This is a genomic window from Labilibaculum sp. (assembly GCF_041595635.1).
In the GTDB taxonomy this organism is placed as follows: Bacteria; Bacteroidota; Bacteroidia; order Bacteroidales; family Marinifilaceae; genus Labilibaculum.
This window is the reverse complement of the sequence record NZ_JBFHJW010000042.1, coordinates 1-16,454: the sequence shown is the minus strand read 5'-3', so window position 1 is coordinate 16,454 and position 16,454 is coordinate 1. Positions and strand designations below refer to the sequence as shown.

At 35.8% G+C, this 16,454-nt stretch carries 12 protein-coding genes and 1 pseudogene; 4 read left to right on the top strand and 9 right to left on the bottom strand.

Annotation, left to right across the window (positions count from 1 at the left end; all coding sequences use genetic code 11):
• Window positions 1–26 precede the first annotated feature (26 nt).
• The 3 genes from lysS (at window position 27) to ABYT26_RS12220 (ending at window position 4,404) form a co-directional block, all read left to right on the top strand.
• Window positions 27–1,748, top strand: coding sequence for a lysine--tRNA ligase (gene lysS / locus ABYT26_RS12230; RefSeq protein ID WP_372754272.1), 1,722 nt, complete (start codon window positions 27–29; stop codon window positions 1,746–1,748).
• A gap of 123 nt (window positions 1,749–1,871) precedes the next feature.
• Window positions 1,872–2,867 carry an NAD(P)H-dependent glycerol-3-phosphate dehydrogenase gene (locus ABYT26_RS12225; protein WP_372754270.1) on the top strand — a complete coding sequence of 332 codons (996 nt, stop codon included), beginning with the start codon at window positions 1,872–1,874 and terminating at the stop codon, window positions 2,865–2,867.
• Between the two features lie 196 nt (window positions 2,868–3,063).
• Complete coding sequence (locus ABYT26_RS12220; RefSeq protein WP_372754268.1) at window positions 3,064–4,404, top strand: glucose-6-phosphate isomerase; 1,341 nt, start codon at window positions 3,064–3,066, stop codon at window positions 4,402–4,404.
• 34 nt (window positions 4,405–4,438) lie between these two features.
• Here the strand turns inward: ABYT26_RS12220 and ABYT26_RS12215 are convergent, their stop codons facing one another.
• The 3 genes from ABYT26_RS12215 to ABYT26_RS12205 all read right to left on the bottom strand — a co-directional run bounded on the left by ABYT26_RS12215 (window position 4,439) and on the right by ABYT26_RS12205 (window position 8,999).
• Window positions 4,439–4,729: a hypothetical protein gene (locus ABYT26_RS12215; RefSeq protein ID WP_372754266.1), complete on the bottom strand. Its 291-nt coding sequence runs from the start codon at window positions 4,727–4,729 to the stop codon at window positions 4,439–4,441.
• Window positions 4,730–4,933: 204 nt separating this feature from the next.
• Window positions 4,934–7,369 (bottom strand): PAS domain S-box protein, encoded by a 2,436-nt coding sequence (locus tag ABYT26_RS12210; protein ID WP_372754314.1) that lies wholly within the window; start codon window positions 7,367–7,369, stop codon window positions 4,934–4,936.
• Window positions 7,370–7,646: 277 nt separating this feature from the next.
• Complete coding sequence (locus ABYT26_RS12205; RefSeq protein WP_372754264.1) at window positions 7,647–8,999, bottom strand: cyclic 2,3-diphosphoglycerate synthase; 1,353 nt, start codon at window positions 8,997–8,999, stop codon at window positions 7,647–7,649.
• Window positions 9,000–9,275: 276 nt separating this feature from the next.
• Between ABYT26_RS12205 and ABYT26_RS12200 the strand changes: the two genes are divergently transcribed.
• Window positions 9,276–9,899: an ACP phosphodiesterase gene (locus tag ABYT26_RS12200; protein ID WP_372754262.1), complete on the top strand. Its 624-nt coding sequence runs from the start codon at window positions 9,276–9,278 to the stop codon at window positions 9,897–9,899.
• Here ABYT26_RS12200 and rodA read toward each other — a convergent pair.
• The 6 genes and pseudogenes from rodA to purH all read right to left on the bottom strand — a co-directional run.
• Window positions 9,853–11,277, bottom strand: a complete 1,425-nt coding sequence (gene rodA / locus ABYT26_RS12195; protein WP_372754260.1) for a rod shape-determining protein RodA — start codon at window positions 11,275–11,277, stop codon at window positions 9,853–9,855. The two genes, ABYT26_RS12200 and rodA, sit on opposite strands and share 47 nt — an antisense overlap.
• A 15-nt stretch (window positions 11,278–11,292) precedes the next feature.
• A complete protein-coding gene (gene mrdA, locus ABYT26_RS12190; RefSeq protein ID WP_372754258.1) occupies window positions 11,293–13,140 on the bottom strand; it encodes a penicillin-binding protein 2 in 1,848 nt (615 codons plus the stop codon).
• 18 nt (window positions 13,141–13,158) lie between these two features.
• Window positions 13,159–13,662, bottom strand: coding sequence for a rod shape-determining protein MreD (mreD, locus tag ABYT26_RS12185; protein WP_372754256.1), 504 nt, complete (start codon window positions 13,660–13,662; stop codon window positions 13,159–13,161).
• Window positions 13,659–14,486, bottom strand: coding sequence for a rod shape-determining protein MreC (gene mreC, locus ABYT26_RS12180; RefSeq protein ID WP_372754254.1), 828 nt, complete (start codon window positions 14,484–14,486; stop codon window positions 13,659–13,661). The genes mreD and mreC overlap by 4 nt, the downstream gene beginning before the upstream one ends.
• A 46-nt stretch (window positions 14,487–14,532) precedes the next feature.
• Window positions 14,533–15,555 (bottom strand): rod shape-determining protein, encoded by a 1,023-nt coding sequence (locus tag ABYT26_RS12175; RefSeq protein WP_372754252.1) that lies wholly within the window; start codon window positions 15,553–15,555, stop codon window positions 14,533–14,535.
• 29 nt (window positions 15,556–15,584) lie between these two features.
• Window positions 15,585–16,454: pseudogene (purH, locus tag ABYT26_RS12170) on the bottom strand (bifunctional phosphoribosylaminoimidazolecarboxamide formyltransferase/IMP cyclohydrolase); the annotation flags it as partial.

The window sequence follows — 16,454 nt, the reverse complement described above, 5'->3', positions numbered from 1 at the left end:
CCCGAATAAACTTTATTGAGATTAAGATGAATGCGTTAGAACTTAGTGAACAAGAAATCATTAGAAGGAATTCCCTTAAAGAAATGCAGTCCTTGGGTATCAACCCATTTCCTGCGGCACAATATCATGTAAACACCTTTTCTTCAGAAATTTTAAAAAATTTTGATCCTGAAAAGAATAACCTTCAAAAGGTTTGTATTGCCGGTAGAATCATGAGCCGAAGAATTATGGGGAAAGCATCCTTTTTGGAACTTCAGGATTCAAAAGGAAGAATACAAGTATACATTACCAGAGATGACATTTGTCCTGGTGAAGATAAAACCCTATACAATACAGTTTTCAAGAAACTTTTGGATATAGGTGATTTCATAGGAATTAAGGGATACGTATTTATAACTAAGGTAGGCGAAACTTCTGTCCATACTACTGAATTAACTGTTCTTTCAAAATCTGTTCGTCCGCTTCCTATCGTCAAGGAAAAAGATGGTAAAATATTCGATGCTTTTAGTGATCCTGAGATGCGCTATCGTCAACGTTACGTTGATTTGATTGTGAATCCTGGTGTAAAGGAAGTTTTCCTAAAAAGAACTAAGATCATCAATTCAATGCGTGAGTTATTCAACAGCAAAGATTATTTAGAAGTTGAAACTCCAATATTGCAAGCAATTCCAGGTGGAGCTTCTGCTCGCCCCTTCGAAACACATCACAATGCTTTAGATATTCCTTTGTACATGCGTATTGCTAACGAATTGTATCTTAAACGTCTTATTGTTGGTGGATTTGATGGAGTTTATGAGTTTGCGAAGGATTTCCGTAACGAAGGAATGGATCGTACGCATAACCCAGAGTTCACAGTCATGGAAATCTATATTGCTTATAAGGATTACAATTGGATGATGGACTTTACTGAGGAGATGATTGAGAAAGTAGCCATGGATCTTCACGGACAAACCAAATTAATGGTTGGCGATAAGGAAATTGACTTCAAACGTCCTTACAAACGAATTTCGATGCTCGACTCGATTAAAGAATTCACAGGAATCGATATTAGCGGAATGAATGAAGACCAGCTTTTTGATGTTTGTAAACAATTAGATATCGAAGTTGACGAATCATTCGGAAAAGGAAAATTGATTGATGAGATTTTTGGTGAAAAATGTGAAGGAAATTACATTCAGCCTACTTTCATTACTGATTATCCTGTTGAAATGTCGCCTCTTTGTAAAAAACACCGCGACAATCCTGAATTAACCGAACGTTTCGAGTTAATGGTAAACGGAAAAGAGCTTTGTAATGCATACTCAGAGTTGAACGATCCAATCGATCAACTTGAACGTTTCCAGGATCAAATTAAACTTAGCGAAAAAGGAGACGATGAGGCCATGTTTATTGATATGGATTTTGTTCGTGCCCTGGAATATGGCATGCCTCCTACATCAGGAATGGGAATTGGTATCGATCGTTTAACCATGTTAATGACCAACTCACAATCTATTCAGGATGTATTGTTCTTCCCTCAAATGAGACCAGAGAAAAAAGCTCAAGTTGATGGTGATGAAAAATTTGTGGAATTAGGAATTGCTCAGGAATGGATGCCAATTATCCGTAAAGCGGGATTCCAAACTGTGGCAGCTCTTAAGGAAGAAAAACATACAAAACTACATCAGGATATTTGTGGTTGGAATAAAAAATTAAAAATGGGATTAAAAAATCCTAGTCAAGAAGAAGTAGCAGCTTGGGTATCCTAAGTTAACTCTCATTATATTTTCATATCGGAGGTCGGGAATTTTTCCCTTCCTCCGATATTTTGTAAATTTAGGTTCTATTTCTACTAAAAATAGTCTACTTAAACAGACGAATAGATACATCGAATGAATAAATCATCAAAAATTGCCATTGTAGGAGGAGGAAGTTGGGCAACTGCCATTGCAAAAATTTTAATGGAGAATGTAGCAAGTATCAACTGGTACATGCGCAACCCCGACACCATCGAACAATTCAAACAATTGGGGCACAACCCACGCTACATAACCAGTGCCGAGTTTGATGTTCGTAAAATCAATTTCTCCCATAATTTGGATGAAATTGTTCAGAATTCCGACATCATCATTTTAGCCATTCCTTCTGCATTTCTTAAAAACGCACTCAAAAACCTAACCGTAAGCATTAAAAATAAATTTATTGTTTCGGCCATTAAAGGAATCGTACCCGATGAAAATATGATTATTGGTGAATTTATCAATGAAAAATATGACGTTCCTTTTAGCAATATTGGCGTTATTTCGGGGCCATGTCATGCCGAAGAGGTTGCCCTAGAACGACTTTCTTATCTCACCATAGCTTCTCAAAACACAAAAAAAGCCAGAAATTTAGCTTTAAAACTAGAATGTGCCTATATTAAAACTAGCATTTCGGATGATATTTATGGAACGGAATATTCCGCAGTTCTGAAAAACGTAATTGCTATTGCTGCAGGAATTTGCCACGGACTTCGTTATGGTGATAATTTTCAAGCGGTATTAATTTCCAATGCTATTCAGGAAATAAAACGCTTTGTGGATACAGTTCATCCCATTTCAAGAGACATTAAAAGTTCGGCCTACCTTGGCGATTTATTGGTAACTTGCTATTCTCAATTTAGTAGGAACAGAACTTTTGGAACCATGATTGGAAAAGGATATTCTGTAAAATTTGCCCAATTAGAAATGCACATGATCGCAGAAGGATATTATGCTGTTAGTTGCATCAAAGAAATTAATGAAGCTTACAAAGTTCATATGCCAATTACGATGGCCGTTTACAATATTCTATTCGAAAAAATATCTCCAGCCATCGAAATTAAATTATTAACAGAAGATTTACGTTAAAACTAATTTTCTATTGTAAATTTGATTCTGGAACAGATGAGCTCCTATTAATCTGAATAAAATAACTAGGAAACCATCAATTGCCTTCAATTGAAATATATTTAATTAATTATACACACTAAAATCACTTCTGTCATTCGCTCTGAGGGGGGCATCGGTTCTGACAGATATGGATTTTACACTTAATTTGAAAATAATGGAACACATCAAGTTGAGCTTTGAAAAATCTTTAAACTTTGTAAGCAAAGAAGAGATATTCAAATTTAAAGAAGAGAGTGAAAAACATATGGCTGCTCTTCAAGCTGGAACCGGTAAGGGAAATGATTATGTTGGTTGGGTAAATCTACCTTCTGAAATTACTGAGGAAGAGTTAGACGATATCGAAGCAACAGCCAAATCTCTTAAAGAAAAAGTAGAGGTACTTGTAGTAATTGGTATTGGCGGATCGTACCTGGGTGCTAAAGCGGTTAATGATGCATTAGCTCATAGCTTTGATCAACTAAACACTAGTGATGACAACCCACTTGTACTGTATGCTGGCCAAAACATTAGCGAAGATTATCTATTTGAATTAATGGAAATCGTTAAAGAACTTGATTTTGGTATTTGCGTAATTTCTAAATCAGGAACTACAACTGAACCTGCTATTGCCTTCCGTTTGTTAAAAGAACTATTGGAAGAAAATGTTGGCAAAGAAGAAGCTAAAGAAAGAATTATAGCCATTACCGACAAGTCGAAAGGAGCATTGCGAACTTTAGCTGATCAGGAAGGATACAAAACATTTGTAATTCCAGACAATGTTGGAGGTCGTTTTTCTGTATTAACACCAGTTGGATTGCTTCCCATTGCTGTAGCTGGAAATGATATCAAGCAATTGGTAAAAGGAGCTAAATCGATGCAGGAGCATTCTGCAACAACTGCTTTTGAAGAAAATCCCGCCTTACTTTATGCTGCCACTAGAAATGCACTTTACCAAAAAGGCAAGGGAATTGAAATTTTAGCCAATTTCAATCCAAAATTGCACTTTGTTGCTGAATGGTGGAAACAACTTTACGGCGAAAGTGAAGGAAAAGAAAATAAAGGTATTTTTCCTGCAAGTGTGGATTTCACAAGCGATTTGCACTCAATGGGTCAATACATACAAGAAGGACAACGTTCTATTTTCGAAACTGTTATTTCCATAGCAAAACCAAACCATAGTCTATTGATTCCAAAAGACAAAGATAATCTTGATAAATTGAACTTTTTGGCTGGAAAACACATTGATGATGTAAATAAAATGGCCGAATTAGGAACTCAGTTGGCTCATGTTGATGGTGGCGTGCCAAATCTTCGTGTTGAAATGCCTCAATTGAATGCATTTTTCTTGGGAGAACTTATTTACTTCTTTGAAATGGCTTGCGGAGTTAGTGGTTATATTTTAAATGTAAACCCATTCGATCAACCAGGTGTTGAGGCATACAAAAACAATATGTTTGCCTTACTTGAAAAGCCAGGTTATGAGGAAGCAACAAAAAAAATAAAAGAAAAATTGTAAGCACAATATCCTTAGCTTAAACGAAAGACCAACTTTAAAGTTGGTCTTTTTTTATTTCTTTCGATTGTAGTTTTCTCGCATTAAGTAGGATTCGTGTTTTTTTACCAAAAAATTGTCCTAAAAAAAAGGCACTCACCATAATAGGATAGGTATACAGCTGAAAACCCAAACCAAATAAATGTCGAAATAAAATAACAAACGGAATGGGCACGTGAATGGTAACAAACCACATCACCGAAAATTTTTTATAAGCTTGCCGGATATAGCCAAAAGGGATATTAAGAACAAAAGTTGAGAGAGCAGCTAAAAGTAAATTCAATTCCATGCACACGAATATATAAATAATATCGATAAATTCGGAGCTTAACCTCTTCAATTAAACAAAAAGATAGATAAGACTTTCATGTTGAGAAAGTAAAATATCTGGCGTGAATATTGACTCTTAATTTTAACCCAAACTAGCAACTATTTTAGTTGTTTGATGATTTCTTAAAATATAGATTACTACTCAATTTTAATTTAGCAAGAACTAATTAAGTACCCTACGAAGCTCCTTTAAAAATTCAGCTTTACCAATTGGCATAGAAATATATCCATGCCAACCCGACGCAAGATACCTGTCCTCTTGTCCTTTTATGTCGAAAGCTGTATGGGCAATTACCTTTATATTTCTTGCTTTTAAATCGGAAAGATATCTCGAAGAAATGTCACCATTAATTTTAGAATCAAGAATCACTAAATCTGGATCTACATCATCCAACATTTTCATCATCATATTTCCATTTAAAGCATGCGAAACCATTGCTCTTTCGTCTTCCAGCAACTTGCTGAGATATAAAAATGAATTGTAATTATCCTCTACAATTAAGATCATCTTATGGTCCAAAGATTTTTCCAACGAAGCAAAGTTCGAGTCATCCATTAGCTTAGTTTCACTTTCGAAATAAGGAATTGTGAAATAAAAAGTACTCCCTTTTCCCTCTTCCGAGGTGCATCTAATTTCTCCGCCTAGCAAACTAACAAGTCCTTTAGAAATGGTCAATCCAAGTCCTGTCCCATCAATAAAATTCTCTTCGTCGCCTTGTCTAAATCGCTCAAAAATAATATCCATTCTATTTTCAGGGATTCCACACCCCTCATCTTGCACATATACTTCAATTACTGTTCCTGAATACTTATTTGCGAGTTTATAACCTACTTCTACAATACCTTGTTTCGAAAATTTGATTGCATTTTTCAGTAAATTATCCAAAATTTGATGCACCCGGTTGGAATCTGTTAATACGGTCAGATCTTTATTTTTTTCAGGCAATTTAAGAACCAGATCGATTAGTGGTTTTTCTTCAAATAGAACACTTTTTTTCACTGTTTCGATGCTACTTTGAAATATCGCATGCAAATTAGTTTCAGATTTATGAACTCCAGCCTGATTTAGTTCCAACTTTGAAACATCCACGATATCATCAATAATCCCCAACAATCTATTTCCTGAATTTTGAATAATATTAATGTATTGAGCTTTATCATCCTCTTCCACTTCTGGGTCAACAAGTAGCTCTGTGAAACCCATAATTGCATTCATAGGAGTACGGATCTCATGACTCATATTTGCTAAGAAAATCGATTTTAACTTATCGCTTTCCTCAGCCTTTTGTTTGGCTTTAATTAACTCTTTTTCGGTACGCTTAATCTCTGTTATATCTCTAGAAATTCCCAATACACCAATTAAAACACCCTCGGCATCATGCATTGGTGTTTTTATAGTTTCGGTTAAAATACTGTTCCCATTTAAAGCAGAAACGGACCAATTGCTGAAGCGAATTGTTTTCTCCGCTTTCAATACTTCCAAGTCTTTCTGCGCATAAAAATCGGCTACCTCTTGAGGATAAAGATCTGAATCCTGCTTTCCAATCAATTCATTCTCAGAAAATCCATTAAATTTTTCAAAAGTTCGATTGCATGACAAGTAAACACCTTTCGTGCTTTTTAACCAAATCATATCAGGAACAGTTTCAATCAATATTTTTAGCTGTGATCGCTCGTGTTCAATTTGCCTTAATGCTTTTTTACGAGTAGAAATATCTCGAGCCATTGTCCAGAATCCTGATGGCTGCCCACTTCCATCTCTCAATAAATGAATTCGAATTTCAACAAAAACTAAACTTCCATCTTTTCGGATGTATTCTTTTTCATAAAGGCTAGAATTTCCATAAACCATTACCTCTTCATCAATGATTCGCTGTTCCATTCCCAGCCATTTGCTTGGCGTTAAATCGCTACATCTCATACCAATTAACTCTTCCTCCGAATAGGCCAACATTTCACGATAAGCGGAATTAAATTCGGTAATACAACTGTTCATATCCAAAACGACCAACGCTTCATTCATATTTTCGTACAAACGAGAATATTTTTCTTCACTCTTTCGTAAGGCAAGTCTATTGTTCCAATTTTCTTTTTGGCGGTTCATAAATAAACCTAGAAATAAATTGGCCAAAGGGTAAATAAGAAGTAATGGCAAACTTATTTGTGCAAGGGTAGGTACAATAAGATCGGACGGTAAAAATAATGTGCAGGCTAACATTACAGCATGGTTCACAATTCCTAAAAAAAGATAATACAACCAAATCCTCTTTACCCTTATGAATGACCATAATCTTTCCCATATGATCCCAATCACACCTGAACTAATGATGACTGCTAAGCCCATAACTACCCCTTCACCTCCTAGCATAATGCGATAAGTACCAGCAATTAACATGGCAATTACTGTTGGAACAGGCCCAAAAAACAATCCTGAAATAGACAAAATAACCGAACGAGTATCAAACACTATTCCAGGAGTTAACTCCCACGAAGACATCATCAGAACCACTCCTATGAGACCGATAATAATGCCACTCATTGCTTTTTTCCAGAAATTTACAATGCCAACTTTTTTAAGCCACAAGTATTCATACAACATACTAAAACACAGCAGCAAAGCAGTATTTTGAATCAAACTTAAAAAAAGGGAATTATTCATAAATAAAAACGGAAGATATAATTAGTAATTTCTCATTGACACCTTACAATGAACTGTGGCATATTTAGTAAAAGAAAGTATACTACATATCAAAAATAAGGTTGTGTTTTTCACCTGCTTTTTATAGATCCTTGTATTTTCCTAAAACATGAAGCAAAAATATAAAAAGAGCAGACATACCCTGCTCTTTCCTTTTTATTTTTTATTTAAATTGATTTTAAACCATTTCCTTATCCAACTGATTTTTCTTTATAAATTGATCAATCACATTAGACAGTTTAGGATATCCTATTTCTTCCAAATCGTAAGAAACACGAACTGTTGGTTTTTTGATATTAATAATCCGATTTAGATCAATGGGAGTTCCAATAATCACCGAATCACAATCGCAAGCATTAATACTTGACTCCAAATCCTTTAGCTGTTGATCAGAATAACCCATGGCTGGTAAAACATGACCTATGTTCGGATAAATCTCAAAAGTTTCCTTCAACTTTCCAATAAGATAAGGTCTTGCATCTACTTCTTCTATTGCTCCAAACTTACGAGCAGCAACTGTTCCCGCACCAATTTTCATTTCACCATGCGTTAAGGTAGGACCATCTTCAACAATTAAAACCCGTTTGCCACGAATTAATTCAGGATGATCAACATGAATTGGAGAAGCAGCATCAATCACTATTGCCTTGGGATTAGCCATTGTAATATTTTCACGCACTGTCTGAATTCCTTCGGGTGAAGCTGAATCCATCTTATTGATTACCACCACATCTGCCAATCGAAGATTAACCTCCCCTGGGTAGTAATTCAGTTCGGCTCCTGGTCGATGAGGATCGGCTACTGTAATGGTCAAATCTTGCTTGTAAAAGGAAAAATCATTATTGCCGCCATCCCATAAAATAACATCGCAACCATCAGGATCTTCCTCAGCAGCCCGAAGAATGGCTTCGTAATCAACACCAGCATAAATTACATTACCTCTAATAATATGGGGTTCGTATTCTTCCATTTCCTCAATGGTACAATTGTGCTTTTGCAAATCTTCTAAACAAGCAAATCGTTGCACTTTTTGAGCCACCAAATCGCCATAAGGCATTGGATGTCGAATGGCAATTACCCTAAGACCTTTACTCATTAACTCCTCAATTACTTTTCTTGATGTCTGAGATTTTCCACATCCGGTTCGAGTAGCAAGTACCGCAATAGTTGGCTTACGACTTTTGATGGAAGTATCACCAGGACCAAGTAGTTTAAAATTTGCACCTGCGGCATTCACAATTGCACTGATATGCATTACTCGTTTGTAAGGCACATCCGAATAAGAAAAAATGCAATCATCAATACAATTTTCTTTGATTAAAGAAACCAAATCGTTTTCAGAATAAATTGGTATTCCTTCGGGATAAAGCTCTCCAGCCAATTCTGCAGGGTATTTCCGACCATCAATATCGGGAATTTGAGCTGCAGTAAAAGCTAATACGTTGTACTCTGGATTGTCGCGAAAATAGGTATTGAAATTGTGAAAATCACGACCCGCTGCACCAATAATTAGAACATTCTTTTTAGCCATAACTTCTCTTTATTTAGTTAAAATTAATAGATAAGTGTGAGTACTTAAATTAAAAAAAATAAAGGAATTCAACTAATTTAAAAGCACCCAACTTATTTATTTTGAGCTAATTGATAAATAACATTGAAAAAATTGATATTCTCGAAGAAGCGTTATAACTTGTGTGGTTTAGAACTTTTTCACTTAAAAAATTACTCACTGATATCCTTTTCTAGCAATACAAACAGTTAGCTTTCCCAATTAATTCTTATTTTCGACAAACGATACCAGTAAACTATGAACTTTCTAGCGCATCAATATTTATCTGGAGAATCAGAGAAAATTAGGATTGGTAATTTTATTGGTGATTACATCAAAGGTAGAAATTACGAGAAATACCATCCCGAAATACAAAAAGGCATTCTTCTTCATCGAAATATCGATCACTTTACCGATCGTCATCCAATGGTTATTAAAAGTTCTAAGCGACTCAAAAAAGGCTATCAAAAATATTCCGGAGTTGTTGTAGATGTTTTGTATGATCATTTTTTAGCCAAGAACTGGCATCTATATCACACTCAAGCCATCGGGACATTCGTAAATAAATCACATGAAATTTTAATAAGAAACTATTTACTGCTTCCAAAAAAGGTGAAACTATTTCTTCCCTTCATGATTCAAAGTAGAAGAATGGAAAGCTATTCTAAAATTGAAGGAATACAAGCAGCCTTAGCAATTATGTCTCGCCATACTAGTTTGCCTGATCAGACAGACTTTGCAATTTCTACCCTTCACAATGAATACGATGCATTTGAAGAAGAGTTTACCTATTTTATGAAAGACCTGATTGACTATGTAGATAAGAACCATAGAATTAACGTAGTAATTCCAAACGATTTGCATCCAACCGAAGAAAGATAAATAGTAAAATCGTAAACGACCACAAAGAAGAACCTCCATAACTAAAGAAGGGCAAGGGAATTCCAATTACAGGAGCCAAACCAATGGTCATTCCAACATTAATAGCCAGGTGAAAAAATAGAATACAGGCAACACCATAGCCATAAATTCGACTAAATGGAGTTCTTTGCCTTTCGGCTAAAAATAACAAGCGGATAATTAAGCTCAGGATCAAGAACAAAACAAAGGTCGAACCTAGAAAACCCCATTCCTCGCCTACAGTGCAAAATATAAAATCGGTACTTTGCTCTGGCACAAACTTAAATTTTGTTTGGGTTCCATTTAAAAAACCTTTGCCCGAAAACCCTCCCGAACCAATGGCAATTTTAGATTGTGCTACATTATAGCCTGCTCCTGAAGGATCCGACTCAATGCCCAATAAATCGTTAATTCTTTCCTGCTGATGTGACTCCAAAACATTTTCGAATAGATAACCAACAGAGAAAGAAAAAAACAAACTCCCTAGAGCAATTAAAAATACCCAGCCTGCTTTTCTCAATCGCTCTTTATAAATATAAAACAAAAAAGGAATCAAATTCACTGCAAGAGAAACTAAAACCATGGCATAAATGGAAATATTCCATTGGAATAGCATCTCAATTCCCCAAATAAATGCAAAACAAAGGGCAATACTCAGTAAACCTATACCGATTTGTTTAAAGCGTAAGTCAACAAATTTTAAACAAACAAAAGCAAATGCAATGATAAGAAGGATGACTTGTAGTTTCGGTAAAAGTAGGGTAGCAATAAACAGTATGGCCGATAATAAGCCAACAAATAAAACCACACCAGAAAGTCCTTCTCGATAAAGAACCAAAACGAATACCGAATAAACCAATGCTGAACCTGCATCGCGCTGAAGAATAATTAATACTGCAGGAGTAAAGAGAATGATTCCTGCAACAAGTAAAGATTTAAATTTATGGATCTTAAAATTAAATTGACTAATATATCTGGAAATAGCCAAACAAGTTGCAAACTTAGCAAACTCAGCTGGTTGCAATCGTATTGATCCTAATTGAAACCACGAACGAGCTCCATTTACTTCCCTACCAAATATGAGAACAGCAATAAGAAGAACAATCATGAAAAAGTAAACAGGATAAGCGAAGGCTGAAAAGAATTTTCCATCAATAAGTAAAATAACAAAAGAAAGAAAAAAAGCAGCTCCAATCCACATCAACTGCTTTCCGTACCTCTGACTAATATCCAGAATACTTTGATGTTCTTCGTTGTAAACAGCTGCGTAAATATTTACCCAGCCCATAAAAACGAGCAGAACATACATAAAAACTGTCCACCAATCCAGATTTTTTACCAAACTCACCCTTCTTGTCATTCCTACTTGCCTTAATTAATTCTTAATATCCGGTTTAATGGTATGAATCAAATCTGAATCAAGCATTCTCTTTTCCAACCATTTTTTATTTTCAGCAATCTCTCCTTTTAAATATTTTTCAATCATTAAACCAGAAATGGGAGCTCCATAGCGACTACCCCAAACTCCATTTTCAACATAAACCACAATAGCAATCTTAGGATCTTCCCGAGGTGCAAAAGCCACAAAAACGGAATGATCAGCTTCATCAGAATTTTCAACAGTTCCAGTTTTTCCACAAACACGTATGTCTTTTATGGCAGCCAAAGTACCCGTACTCCCAGCTCCTCCACTCACCACCATCTCCATTCCATCAATAACTGGAATAAAATGACTGGAATCGACATTTGTATAGTGCTTTTCCTGATATTTTTCAGCCGGTGTAAGTTCATCTCCAATCGACTTAATAATATGAGGAAGGTAATAATATCCTCTATTGGCTATTGCTGCCACCATATTGGCCATTTGCATGGGGGTAATTTGCAATTCTCCCTGCCCAATTGCCACCGAAATAATATTTAAAGATCTCCATTTCTCACGGTATTTATTCTGATAGTACTCATTGGTAGGAATTGAACCGGTTTTCTCGTTGGGTAAATCAACTCCCAACTTATCGCCAAAACCAAAAGAAGTAACGTCTTTTCTCCACTGAACATAACCATTCTGAACCGAACCAAACTTGGGACTTTCCAAAATAGCTCGAAACTCATTTGCAAAGTAGGAATTGCAAGAGTGTTGAATTGCATGGCGCAAATCGAGAGGCGACTCATGCGAATGACATCCCATGGTGAAATTACCAACATGATAACCATTGTAACATTCGAATCTTGTTGATGGATTAATTACTTCCTCCTGAAGACCAATCAACGCATTAACCAACTTAAAAATAGATCCTGGAGGATAAAGAGCTAACATGGTTCGATCAAACAATGGTTTTAATGTATCGTTCTGCACCATCATCTGATAATTCTTGTTCATCGCTCGTCCTACAAACATTTCGGGATCGTAGCCAGGACTTGATATTTTCGCAAGAATTTCTCCTGTTTTAGGTTCTATGGCAACAATCCCGCCTTTTTTATTCTGCATCAATAATTCCCCATATTGCTGCAAGTCAATATCTAAGCTACTGACTAAATTTTTTCCGGAAACAGCTTTTTTATCAAATTTTCCATCGCGAAAAGAACCTTTTATTCGGTTGTAAACATCAACCCAAAACATCTTTACACCTTTTTCACCACGCAATTCTTTTTCGTAAGTTCTTTCTATTCCACTTTTACCTATATAATCTCCCTGACGAAAATAAGGATCGCTTTTTATTTCCTGATTGGTTACTTCTCTAAGATATCCCAAGGTGTGAGCCGCACTTTTATATGGATACTTGCGTAAGGTTCGGGTTTGAACAAAAAAGCCAGGATACTTATACAATTTCTCTTGCAAAACGGCATACCTCTCCGAGGATAACTGCTTTAAAAAGATAGAAGCTCTACGGTACGAATAATGTTTTGCTTTCTTTATTCCATCGATCAAATCGTTTTTCTCGATTCCTAATAATTTACAAAAATCCAAAGTATCAAAAGCATGCAACTGCCTAGGAATAACCATAAGATCGTAAGCGGCTTGATTGTAAACTAACAATTTTCCATTACGATCATATATTAATCCCCTTGCCGGATATTGAGTAACTTGTCGCTGTGAGTTGTTTTCTGCAGATAATTTATAGGTATCGTCAACGATTTGAAGGTTAAACAATCGCACGATGAAAATCAGAACAAGCAGAATGAATATTCCGCCAATTATGTATTTTCGGTTTGAGAAATTATTCATTTTTACGTGCTAATTGATCTATTTTTTATACAGTAAGAATTGTGAGGTTATTAGTAAGCTTAGGGTGAACAAGCTACTCAGAAAAATCCGAATCATTGTTTCACTTAAGTTCGAAAATGAAAAAACTTCAATAAAAAACAAAAAAGAGTGATGAGCTAGCACCAATATCATACTATATTTAAAGAACCAAGCAAATCCATAATTCGAGATGCACGGACTTGTTCCTTGTTCATAACCATCACGTAAAGATAAATAATTTAACACATAAGGACGCAAATAAGCCATAAATACACAGGCCGAAGCATGCATTCCCAGTGTGTTTGAAAAAATATCGATACTTAAACCCAAAATAAAAGAAAAAACCAACAGTAGCCAACTTGGCGTTTCGAAGGGAAGTAATAAAATGAATAATACATACAGGTATGGGTTGATAAAACCATTGATTTGAATGTTATTCAAAATGACTACTTGTATAAACACAAGAATAATAAATCGGAGCAAATTTTTTAATGACTTATTCATTCTAATTCTCCTTTCTCAAGTTCTAAACGCTCTTCCTTCATTAAATCACCAATTACCTTAACGTATGATATGCTTCTAAAATCGTTGGAAAAAGCCACAATAATTTCATGAAAATTACCTCCTGAACTTGGCAATACTTCCTGAATGGTTCCCAATAACAAACCTTCTGGAAAAATGGAAGAATAGCCACTAGAAACAATGGTATCACCTACTTGAATTGCCACATGAACAGGAATCTCGTACAAACGAGCACTTTTATAATCCAATCCATCCCAGGTAAGAGAACCAAAATAGTTATTTTTCTTGATTTTGGCTGAAACACTAATTCGGCTATTCAACAAAGAAATTGCTGTGGAGAAATTTTTGGAAACACTTTTCACAACTCCTACTACACCTCGATCGGTAACAACCGCCATTTCGGATCGAATTCCATTTAAACTTCCCTTATTTAGAGTAATGTAGTTCAACTGTTTATTAACCGAATTGTTAATAATTTTAGCAGTACGATAAATGTATTGTTGCTGATACAATGTATCATTATAAAAAACCGACGAATCCGCTGACATTTTGTAGGACTCCCCCAGAATATTCTTAAGCCGGGTGTTTTCTTTATTTAATTCTTCGTTGGTTTCGGCGAGAGCCAAATAATCGGTTGTAGATGAAACCTTCTCATAGATATTCCCAGTAAAGGCATTACTGGAATTCAGGAATTCGGTTTTCTGATAGTTATTGTAACTAACCAACAACAACATACAGAATATTTCGATTATAACAAATAAGATCGTAAAATGAAATCTTACGATAAAATGTAATAAATTCTTCATTCAAAAAATCAAATCCCTGTTCAACCAAAATAAGTTTCACTCCTGATTACCTCATCAGGAATGAAAACTTATCTACATTTTTTAATGCTATACCTGTTCCACGTGCTACGGCCCGTAATGGATCTTCAGCAATATGAAATGGAATATTTATTTTATCAGTTAATCGCTTATCCAAACCACGAAGCAAAGCTCCACCTCCAGCAAGATATATTCCTCTATTAACAATATCAGCGTATAGCTCGGGAGGCGTTTGTTCCAATGCACTCAGGATCGCAATTTCAATTTTTGAAATTGATTTTTCGAGACAGTGAGCAATTTCCTGATACGAAACAGGAACTTCAATAGGAAGTGCTGTCATTTGATTAGGACCTTGAACACGAAAATCATTAGGTGGTTCCTCTAATTCAGAAAGAGCTGATCCAACCTGGATTTTGATTTCCTCGGCTGTACGTTCTCCAATTTTGATGTTATGCTGATGACGCATATACTCCTGAATATCTGAAGTTAAATCATCACCTGCAATACGAATCGACTTATTGGTTACAATACCTCCCAAAGAAATCACAGCAATTTCAGTTGTTCCACCTCCTATGTCAACCACCATATTTCCTTCAGGAGCTTCCACATCAATTCCAATTCCGATAGCCGCAGCCATTGGTTCGTAAATCATGTAAACATCTCGTCCTCCGGCATGTTCAGAAGAATCTCGAACCGCTCTCATTTCAACTTCTGTACTTCCCGAAGGAATACAAATTACCATTCGCAAAGATGGCGGAAATAAACGAGGCTTTTTGTTGATCATCTTGATCATCCCACGAATCATCTGTTCGGCTGCATTAAAGTCGGCGATTACACCATCTCTAAGCGGACGAATGGTTTTTAGGTTGTCGTGAGTCTTCCCCTGCATTTGGCGAGCTTTTTCGCCAATCGCCACCATTTTTTCGGTGCGACGATCGAGAGCTACAATAGAGGGTTCATCAACTACAATCTTATCGTTACAGATAATGATGGTATTTGCTGTTCCCAAGTCAATCGCAATCTCCTGAGTTAAAAATGAAAAAAATCCCATATGGTTAGCTATATCTCTGTTATCTTATTTTAATGCTTAAAATGTCTCATTCCTGTAAATACCATAGCAATTCCAAATTTGTTCGCAGCTTCGATAGAATCCTTATCTCTAATTGAACCTCCAGGCTGAATAATAGCAGTAATTCCTGCAGCATGAGCCGCTTCAACACAATCCGAGAAAGGAAAAAATGCATCAGAAGCTAATACGCTTCCTGCAATTCGATCTGCTCCCTGACGAATGGCATTCTCTAAAGCCCAAATACGACTAACTTGTCCGGGACCAACGCCACTTGTTGTTTTATCTTTTGCTATGGCAATTCCATTTGATTTTGCATGTTTTACTGTTTTCCATGCAAACATCAAATCTTCCATTTCTTTTTCAGATGGTTTTCTTTCTGTAACCACCTCTACTTTTTCTCCAATCAATTTCTGATCCATTTCCTGAATCAAGAAACCTCCTAGAACTGTTTTTCCTTTAAAGGAAGTGTAGTCCGATTTTAATATTTCTGGCAATTCCAGTAATCGTAGATTTTTCTTCGCTGTTAAAATCTCTAAAGCTTCTTTGCTAAAAGATGGCGCAACGATTACTTCCAGAAAAATTCCACTCATAATTTCGGCCGTTGCCTTATCAATTTCACAATTAGAAGCCACGATTCCACCAAATATAGAAACTGGATCCGCATCGTAAGCTTTCTGAAAAGCTTCGGAAATGGTGGTAGCGCTTCCTATTCCACAAGGATTTGCATGTTTTGCAGCTACAATGGTAGGCTCTTGAAATTCTTTTAATGTTTCCAAGGCTCCATCAGTATCTCCAATATTGTTGTAAGATAGTTCTTTACCGTGAATTTTCTTCGCTGAAGTTAAAGTTCCTTCTGTTTCTTGAATTTGACTGTAAAAAGT